General features: G+C 69.6%; 8 protein-coding genes. 6 read left to right on the top strand and 2 right to left on the bottom strand.

Annotated elements, in window-relative coordinates; all coding sequences use genetic code 11:
- From GT045_RS37740 to pknB, 6 genes are all read left to right on the top strand, one after another.
- The coding region (locus tag GT045_RS37740; RefSeq protein ID WP_161336970.1) for an FHA domain-containing protein at positions 1-434 on the top strand (434 nt) is incomplete at its 5' end.
- 10 nt (positions 435-444) lie between these two features.
- The gene (locus GT045_RS37735; RefSeq protein WP_161298372.1) at positions 445-975 is read left to right on the top strand and encodes an FHA domain-containing protein; all 531 of its coding nucleotides are present in this window, start codon (positions 445-447) and stop codon (positions 973-975) included.
- A gap of 140 nt (positions 976-1,115) precedes the next feature.
- Positions 1,116-2,687, top strand: a complete 1,572-nt coding sequence (locus tag GT045_RS37730; RefSeq protein ID WP_202516702.1) for a Stp1/IreP family PP2C-type Ser/Thr phosphatase — start codon at positions 1,116-1,118, stop codon at positions 2,685-2,687.
- Positions 2,688-2,714: 27 nt separating this feature from the next.
- The gene (locus GT045_RS37725; protein WP_161336969.1) at positions 2,715-4,157 is read left to right on the top strand and encodes an FtsW/RodA/SpoVE family cell cycle protein; all 1,443 of its coding nucleotides are present in this window, start codon (positions 2,715-2,717) and stop codon (positions 4,155-4,157) included.
- Positions 4,154-5,638 carry a penicillin-binding protein 2 gene (locus GT045_RS37720; protein ID WP_161298374.1) on the top strand — a complete coding sequence of 495 codons (1,485 nt, stop codon included), beginning with the start codon at positions 4,154-4,156 and terminating at the stop codon, positions 5,636-5,638. The genes GT045_RS37725 and GT045_RS37720 overlap by 4 nt, the downstream gene beginning before the upstream one ends.
- A gap of 195 nt (positions 5,639-5,833) precedes the next feature.
- A complete protein-coding gene (gene pknB, locus GT045_RS37715) occupies positions 5,834-7,855 on the top strand; it encodes a Stk1 family PASTA domain-containing Ser/Thr kinase (RefSeq protein ID WP_161298375.1) in 2,022 nt (673 codons plus the stop codon).
- Between the two features lie 74 nt (positions 7,856-7,929).
- Here the strand turns inward: pknB and GT045_RS37710 are convergent, their stop codons facing one another.
- The gene (locus GT045_RS37710; RefSeq protein ID WP_161298376.1) at positions 7,930-8,679 is read right to left on the bottom strand and encodes a class E sortase; all 750 of its coding nucleotides are present in this window, start codon (positions 8,677-8,679) and stop codon (positions 7,930-7,932) included.
- 27 nt (positions 8,680-8,706) lie between these two features.
- Positions 8,707-9,471, bottom strand: a 765-nt coding sequence (locus tag GT045_RS37705; RefSeq protein ID WP_237538267.1) for a class E sortase, incomplete at its 5' end; no start/stop codon positions are given.

Raw genomic sequence — 9,471 nt, 5'->3', positions numbered from 1 at the left:
AGAGCGCCCCCGGCGGCTACGGCTACCCGCCGGCCGCCCCGGCGGGCGCGCCGCCGATGCCGTCCGCGCCGCCGCCCGGCGCGCGCCCCGGCGGGTACGGCTATCCGCAGCCCGCCACCCAGCGACCCGCCGCCGCCCCCATGAGCGGCGCGCGCACCCGCTACTGGATCGAGATCAACGGCACCCGCCACCAGATCTCCCGTGCGACGCTGGTGCTGGGCCGCAGCACCGACGCCGACGTGCGGATCGACGACCCCGGCGTCTCCCGCCGGCACTGCGAGATCCGGACCGGAACGCCCTCGACGATCCAGGATCTCGGCTCCACCAACGGCATCGTGGTGGACGGGCAGCACACCACCCGCGCTACGCTCCGCGACGGCTCGCGGATCGTCGTGGGCAGTACCACCGTTATCTATAGGCAAGCCGAAGGGTGAAGCGGGGGCAATGTCAGAGCTGACCCTCACGGTCATGCGGCTGGGTTTCCTGGCCGTACTGTGGCTGTTCGTGATCGTGGCCGTGCAGGTCATCCGGAGCGACCTGTTCGGTACGCGCGTCACCCAGCGCGGATCGCGTAGGGAAGCGGCCCGGCCGCAGCCGTCGGGCCGCCAGCAGGCCCGGCAGCAGGCCGCTCCGCCTCCGCAGCGCGCCCAGCAGGGCGGCGGCGGCCGGCGTGGCCGCAACGCCCCCACCAAGCTGGTGGTGACCGAGGGCACACTCACCGGCACCACCGTCGCGCTGCAGGGCCAGACCATCAGCCTGGGCCGGGCACACGACTCCACGATCGTGCTGGACGACGACTACGCCTCCAGCCGCCATGCCAGGATCTACCCGGACCGCGACGGCCAGTGGATCATCGAGGACCTCGGTTCCACCAACGGCACCTACCTGGACCGGTCCCGGCTGACGACTCCCACACCGATCCCGCTGGGCGCGCCGATCCGCATCGGCAAGACCGCAATCGAGCTGCGGAAGTAGTGCTACATCATGAGTGAGCGCGAGCGGAGCGAGCACGCAGCGGCAGGCCGCCACCCGGTCTCCGGCGCGCTCCCGACCGGAGGGTGGGAAGTGTGGCTCGACACGACCGGCTGTACCCGGAGCCGACGGGCGAGGTGCGCATGAGTCTGTCACTGCGCTTCGCCGCCGGATCGCACAAGGGCATGATCCGGGAGGGCAACGAGGACTCCGGTTACGCCGGGCCGCGCCTGCTCGCCATCGCCGACGGCATGGGCGGTCAGGCGGCCGGCGAGGTCGCCTCCTCCGAGGTCATCTCCACCCTGGTCACGCTCGACGACGACGTGCCCGGCTCCGACCTCCTCACCTCCCTCAGCGTGGCCGTGCAGCGCGCCAACGACCAGCTGCGCGCCATGGTGGAGGAGGACGCCCAGCTCGAAGGCATGGGCACGACCCTCACCGCGCTGCTGTGGACCGGCCAGCGGCTCGGTCTGGTGCACGTCGGGGACTCCCGCGCGTATCTGCTCCGTGACGGTGTGCTCACGCAGATCACCCAGGACCACACCTGGGTGCAGCGTCTGGTGGACGAGGGCCGGATCACCGAGGAAGAGGCCACCACCCACCCGCAGCGCTCGCTGCTGATGCGCGCCCTGGGCAGCGGTGACCATGTCGAGCCCGACCTGTCGATCCGCGAGGTCCGGGCCGGCGACCGCTATCTGATCTGCTCCGACGGGCTGTCCGGCGTCGTCTCCCACCAGACGATGGAGGAGACCCTCGCCAGCTACCAGGGCCCGCAGGAGACCGTGCAGGAGCTGATCCAGCTCGCGCTGCGCGGTGGCGGCCCCGACAACATCACCGTGATCGTCGCCGACGTGCTCGACCTGGACACCGGGGACACCCTCGCCGGTCAGCTGTCGGACCAGCCGGTCGTGGTCGGCGCCGTCGCCGAGAACCAGCACCACCTGCACGACAACGGCATCATGCAGACGCCGGCCGGCCGCGCCTCCCACCTGGGCCGCCAGGGCCAGGGACACGGCGGCGGCGAGTTCGGCCCGCCCGGCTCCGGCGACGCCCCCGGCTACGCCCCGGAGGGCGGCTTCGACGACTACGCCGACGGCGACTTCGGCAAGCCGCGCAAGCGGCGCCGCTGGCTGCGGACCTCGCTCTACGGTGCCCTCGTCCTCGCCGTGATCGGCGGCGGTCTGTACGGCGGCTACCGCTGGACCCAGACGCAGTACTACGTCGGCACCAAGGACGAGCACGTCGCGCTGTACCGCGGGATCAGCCAGGACCTGGCCTGGGTCTCGCTGTCGAAGGTGGAGCGGGACCACCCCGAGATCGAACTCAAGTACCTGCCGCCGTACCAGCAGAAGCAGGTGGAGGCCACGATCGCGGAGGGCGGCCTGGAGGCGGCCCGGACCAAGGTCCAGGAGCTGTCCGTACAGGCGTCCGCCTGCCGCAAGCAGACCGAGCGCCTGGCCGCCGAGAAGGCGCGGCGCGACGCCAGGAACGGCCGGGACAAGACGTCCGGCACCAGCGGCTCGCGCGGCACCACGGGTGCCGTCACGCACGCCGCCTTCACGAAGGCATCCCCGACGCCGAACCCGTCGACGTCGAAGACGCCCCCGGCGTCCCCCTCGAAGTCTCCGTCCACGACCCCGTCCGCGACCCCCAGCCCCGGCCCCACTCTCTCGGAGGATGAGCAGAAGGTCGTCTCGCTGTGCGGTAAGCAGTAGGCAAGCCGTGAGAGGCCCTGTCACACGATGAGCAGTACTACGAACTCGCCGACGCATCACACGTCCACGATCGGCGCCATCGGCGCACCGAGCCGCCGCAACACGGAGCTGGCCCTGCTGGTCTTCGCCGTGGCCATCCCGGTGTTCGCCTACGCCAACGTGGGCCTGGCCATCAACGACCAGGTACCCGCGGGCCTGCTGAGCTACGGGCTCGGCCTCGGTCTCCTCGCGGGAGTGGCCCATCTCGGAGTGCGGAAGTTCGCGCCGTACGCCGATCCGCTGCTGCTGCCGCTGGCCACCCTCCTGAACGGGCTCGGGCTCGTGTGCATCTGGCGGCTGGACCAGTCGAAGCTGCTGCAGTCACTGCCCAACTTCGTCACGGCCGCGCCCCGCCAGCTGCTGTACACCGCGTTGGGCATCGCGCTGTTCGTGGTGGTGCTGATCTTCCTCAAGGACCACCGCGTCCTGCAGCGCTACACGTACATCTCCATGTTCGGCGCCCTGGTGCTGCTCATCCTGCCGCTGGTGCCGGGCCTCGGCGCCAACATCTACGGCGCCAAGATCTGGATCCGGGTGCCCGGACTGGGCTCGCTCCAGCCCGGTGAGTTCGCGAAGATCGCCCTCGCCGTCTTCTTCGCCGGCTACCTGATGGTGAAGCGGGACGCCCTGGCCCTCGCCAGCCGCCGCTTCATGGGCCTGTACCTGCCGCGCGGCCGTGACCTCGGACCGATCCTGGTCGTCTGGGCGATCTCGATCCTCATCCTGGTCTTCGAGACCGACCTCGGCACCTCGCTGCTGTTCTTCGGAATGTTCGTCATCATGCTGTACGTCGCCACCGAGCGGACCAGCTGGATCGTCTTCGGTCTGCTGATGTCCTCCGCCGGCGCGGTCGGCGTGGCGAGCTTCGAGCCGCACGTGAAGATGCGTGTCCAGGCCTGGATGGATCCGATGAAGGAGTACACCCTCAGCCAGGCGGGCAAGTTCGGCCACTCCGAGCAGGCCATGCAGGCGCTGTGGGCGTTCGGCTCCGGCGGCACCCTGGGCTCCGGCTGGGGACAGGGCCACTCGGACCTGATCAAGTTCGCGGCCAACTCCGACTTCATCCTCGCCACCTTCGGCGAGGAGCTGGGGCTCGCCGGCATCATGGCGATCCTGCTGATCTACGGCCTGATCGTGGAGCGCGGCGTGCGCACCGCGCTCGCCGCCCGCGACCCGTTCGGCAAGCTGCTCGCCATCGGCCTGTCCGGCGCCTTCGCCCTCCAGGTCTTCGTGGTGGCCGGCGGCGTCATGGGTCTCATCCCGCTGACCGGTATGACCATGCCCTTCATGGCGTACGGCGGTTCCTCCGTGCTGGCGAACTGGGCGCTGATCGCCATCCTGATCCGCATCAGCGACACCGCCCGCCGTCCGGCGCCCACCCCCGCCGGCAACCCCGACGCCGAGATGACCCAGGTGGTGCGTCCCTCGTGAACAAGCCCCTGCGCCGTATCGCGCTCTTCTGCGGTCTGCTCGTGCTGACCCTGCTGCTGCGGGACAACTGGCTCCAGTACCTCAAGGCCGACAGCCTCAAGGACGACCCGAAGAACCGCCGCGTGACCATCGCCCGCTACGCCAACCCGCGCGGCAACATCATCGTCGGCGGCAACCCGATCACCGGGTCCACCGAGAGCAGCAAGACCGGTCTGAACGACCTGAAGTTCAAGCGGACCTACAAGAACGGGCCCATGTGGGCCCCGGTGACCGGCTACGCCTCGCAGGCGTTCGGCGCCACCCAGCTGGAGTCCCTCGAGGACGGCATCCTCACCGGCGACGACGACCGGCTGTTCTTCCGCAAGACCCTGGACATGGTCACCGGCAAGCAGCAGCAGGGCGGCAACGTCATCACCACGCTCAACGCCGGCGCCCAGAAGGCCGCGTTCGACGGCCTGAGGAAGCAGGGCGGCAAGGGCGCGGTGGTCGCGCTGGACCCGTCCACCGGCAAGATCCTGGCGCTGGCCTCCTACCCGTCGTACGACCCGTCGTCCTTCGCGGGCAACAGCGACGACGACGCGGCGGCCTGGAAGAAGCTCCAGAAGCAGTACAACCCCGCCGACCCGATGCTGAACCGGGCGCTGCGCGAGACGTACCCGCCGGGCTCCACCTTCAAGGTGGTCACGGCCGCGGCGGCGCTGGAGAACGGCAAGTACACCTCGGCCGACGAGAAGACCGACTCGCCGCTGCCGTGGACCATGCCGGGCACCACGACCGAGCTGAAGAACGAGGGCAACATCCCGTGCAAGGACGCGCCCATGCGGGTCGCGCTCCAGTACTCCTGCAACACGGTCTTCGGCAAGATCGGCTCCGACCTCGGCAACGACAAGATGCTCGCCGAGGCGAAGAAGTTCGGCTTCGACGAGGAGCAGTTCACCCCGGTGCGCGCCACCGCCTCGGTGTTCTCCGACGACATGAACCAGTCGCAGACCGCGCTGTCCTCCATCGGCCAGTACAACACCGCCGCCACCCCGCTGCAGATGGCCATGGTCGCCTCGGCGGTCGCCAACGACGGCAAGCTGATGAAGCCGTACATGGTGGACTCGCTGCAGTCCTCCAACCTGGACCCGGTGGCCAAGACCCAGCCGGAGGAGCTGAGCCGGCCGCTGTCCGCGGACAACGCGCAGATCCTGCAGGACATGATGGAGACGGTGGTCGAGAAGGGCACCGGCACGAACGCGAAGATCGACGGCGTCAAGGTCGGCGGCAAGACCGGTACCGCCCAGCACGGTGTCGCGAACAGCGAGAACCCCTACGCCTGGTTCATCTCCTACGCCAAGCTGCCCGACGGCAGCTCGCCGGTCGCCGTGGCGGTGGTGATCGAGGACGACGCGGCCAACCGCGACGACATCTCCGGTGGCGGCCTGGCCGCGCCGATCGCGAAGAACGTCATGGAGGCGGTCATCGACTCCAAGAAGTGACCGCCGGCGGCCACGGCGGGTGATGCCGCTCACAACCCCTTCACATCGTTGCACGTTGCGGTACCGGTCCTGTATCGGGTTCCGGGCTTGGCCAGGTCACACAGAACGAGCCGGGTACGGTAGGCCCGGACGGCAGCCTCCGGCCGTGCACAAGGGTGCGCGGCCGGGACCGACGGAGAGGGCTGGTAGGTAGCTATGGAAGAGCCGCGTCGCCTCGGCGGCCGGTACGAGCTGGGCCAGGTGCTCGGCCGCGGTGGCATGGCGGAGGTCTACCTCGCGCATGACACCCGGCTCGGTCGCACCGTGGCGGTGAAGACGCTGCGCGCGGACCTCGCGCGCGATCCGTCCTTCCAGGCCCGGTTCCGCCGGGAGGCCCAGTCGGCCGCCTCGCTCAACCATCCCGCGATCGTCGCGGTCTACGACACGGGCGAGGACTACATCGACGGGGTCTCCATCCCGTACATCGTGATGGAGTACGTCGACGGTTCCACGCTGCGCGAGCTGCTGCACTCCGGCCGCAAGCTGCTGCCCGAGCGCGCGATGGAGATGACCATCGGCATCCTCCAGGGCCTGGAGTACGCGCACCGCAGCGGCATCGTCCACCGTGACATCAAGCCGGCCAACGTCATGCTGACCCGCAACGGCCAGGTCAAGGTGATGGACTTCGGCATCGCCCGCGCCATGGGCGACGCCGGGATGACCATGACCCAGACCGCGGCGGTCATCGGCACGGCCCAGTACCTCTCGCCGGAGCAGGCCAAGGGCGAGCAGGTCGACGCGCGGTCCGACCTCTACTCGACCGGCTGCCTCCTCTACGAACTGCTGACGGTACGGCCGCCCTTCGTGGGCGACTCCCCGGTGGCCGTGGCCTACCAGCACGTCCGTGAGGAACCGCAGGCCCCGTCGGTCTTCGATCCCGAGATCACGCCCGAGATGGACGCGATCGTCCTCAAGGCCCTGGTCAAGGACCCCGACTACCGCTACCAGTCGGCCGACGAGATGCGCGCCGACATCGAGGCGTGCCTGGACGGCCAGCCCGTCGCGGCCACGGCCGCGCTCGGCGCGGTGGGCTACGGCGGCTACCCGGACGACCAGCAGACGACCGCGCTGCGTTCGGACGCGGGCGCGGGGGCGACCAGCATGCTGCCCCCCATGAGCCCCGACGACGGCGGCTACGGCTACGACGACCGCCCGGACCGCCGCCGCCAGCAGAAGAAGTCCAACACCTCCACGATCCTGCTGGTGGTCGCGGGCCTGCTGGTCCTGGTCGGCGCGATCCTGATCAGCAAGTGGGCGTTCAGCGGCGGGAACGACGACCAGTCCGTCAAGGCGCCGAACTTCGTCGGTCACACCCTCGGTGAGGCCCGGAAGATGGCGGAGAACTCCGACCTGAAACTGGGCGCGACCACGCGCAAGGAGTGCGAGGACCAGCCGAAGGGCAACATCTGCTCCCAGAGCCCCGAGGCGGGCACGGACGTCGACAAGGGCGCCGCGGTCGACCTGGTGGTGTCGTCGGGTGCGCCGAAGATCCAGGTGCCCGACGTGCGCGGCATCCAGTTCGACCAGGCGGAGTCCCAGCTCAAGGAGAAGGGCTTCGAGGTCGAGAAGCAGACCGAGGTGTCCGCCCAGACCCCGGGTGTGGTCATCGACCAGGACCCCAAGGGCGGTGACACCAAGGAGAAGGGCACCACGATCACCCTGAAGGTCGCCAAGCCCGAGGAGAAGATCGCCGTCCCCGACGTCACCGGCAAGAGCTGCGACGAGGCGAAGGCCGAACTGCAGGCCCAGGGCCTGGTGCCGAGCTGCGCCGACACTCCGGTCACCGACCCCGCCCAGGACGGCAAGGTGCAGAACACCAACCCGCCGGCGGGCCAGGAAGTCACCAAGAACACCAACGTGACGATCAACGTCGGCAAGGCCCAGCAGCAGCAGACGCCGGTGCCGAACGTCGTCGGGCAGCGGGTGAAGGACGCCAGGAACATCCTTCAGCAGGCCGGCTTCAACAACATCCAGTTCGCGGGCGGCAGCTCCGACGACGACAACGCGTTCGTCACCCAGCAGGATCCGCCGGCCAACACCCCCTCCGACCCCAAGAGCGCGACGATCACGCTGACCACGGTCGGCTTCGGCGGCGGGGACAACGGCGGCAACGGTGGCAACGGCGGCGGCAACAACGACAACGGCGGCACCAACTTCTTCGGTGGTGTCACCGGCTGACGCCTCCGCCGGACGCACGTGGGCCCCGGCCGGGAACCTTCCCGGCCGGGGCCCACTCCCGTCTCACCGGGGCGTCAGCGCAGTTCCGCCGGCGGGGTGCGGGCGCTGTCGACCTTCTCGACGCGGACCAGTTCGCCCCACACCACGTAGCGGTAACGGGAGGTGTAGACGGGGGTGCAGGTCGTCAGGGTGATGTAGTGGCCCGGCTTCGTCGTGCCGGACTCCTTCGGCACCGGCGACAGCACCTTGACGTTGTACTTCGAGGTCTCGGGAAGGATCGAGAAGACCTTGTAGACGTACCAGTCGTCCCGTGTCTCGAAGACGACCGGGTCGCCCTTCTCCAGCTTGTCGATGTTGTGGAACTTGGCGCCGTGGCCGTCCCGGTGGGCGGCGACGGCGAAGTTGCCGTCCTTGCCGGTCATGGGCAGCGTGGCCTTGACCGGGTCGGTGTAGTAGCCGGCCACGCCGTCGTTGAGGACGTCCGTGTCCGTGCCCTTCTCGACCAGCACCTCGCCGTTCTTCATCGCCGGGACGTGCAGGAACCCGATGCCGTCCCTGGTGTCGAGCGCGCCCGGGCCGGTGTCCTGCCGCGCCCAGTGCTCGCGCACCTTGTCGGCCTCGTGGTGGGCCAGGCGATCGGCTATCACGTTCGTCCACCACAGCGAGTAGACGACGAACAGGCCGAGCAACGCGCCCGCCGTGATGAGGAGTTCCCCGAAGACGCTGACCGCCAGCGCGATCCGGCCGGGGCGCCGGCGGCCCGGAGCCGGACCGGGCTCGGACGCGTCCGTGGTCTCTTCGGTCTCGTCGGCGGTCGCTGCCACAGTTCCTCTGCCCTTACTCGCTGAGCCCTACTCGATGAGCGCGTCCGGCTTGCCCTTGCTGCGCGGGCGTTCCTGGACCATCTTGCCCCAGACGATCAGCCGGTACTTGCTGGTGAACTCCGGCGTACAGGTGGTCAGGGTGATGTAGCGGCCGGGCTCGGTGAAGCCGGAGCCCGGGGGCACCGGGTCCAGTACGCCCGTGTTGGACGGCGGGGTCACCGGAAGCATCGAGGTCACCTTGTACACGAAGTAGGTGTCCTGCGTCTCGACGACGACCGCGTCGCCGGTCCGGAGCCGGTTGATGTACCGGAACGGCTCACCGTGCGTGTTGCGGTGCGCCGCGAGACCGAAGTTGCCGGTCCGGTCCTGGGGCATCGCCGTCTTCAGCGGAGCCTCGCCGTAGTGCCCGACCATGCCCTTGTCGAGCACCTTCTTGTTGCTGACGCCCTCCGCTATTGGCGCCACCACGTCCAGCTTCGGGATGTGCAGGATGGCGAAGCCCTGTCCCGGTTCGAAGACGCCCGGACTGCGCTTGCCGCTGGCCCAGTCGTCCTGGAGCTGGTGCGTCTCGCTGCCGGCCTGGGCGTGCGCGCGGACGTTGGTCCACCACAGCTGGTAGGTGACGAACAGCAGCATCAGAACGCCGGTGGTGATGAACACCTCGCCGATGGCCCGGCTGGCGACGGTCGCGGGGCTCGGCCTGCGCAGCCGGGCCTGCCGCCGGGCCTCCACCCGGGTCAGGGGCCGCTCCGGGTCCCGCGCAGCCGGTGCGGGCACCGTCTCCCGGGCACC

Origin of the sequence: Streptomyces sp. SID486, from assembly GCF_009865385.1 — a bacterium.
Taxonomy (GTDB): domain Bacteria; phylum Actinomycetota; class Actinomycetes; order Streptomycetales; family Streptomycetaceae; genus Streptomyces.
This window is presented reverse-complemented; position numbering and strand designations above follow the sequence as displayed.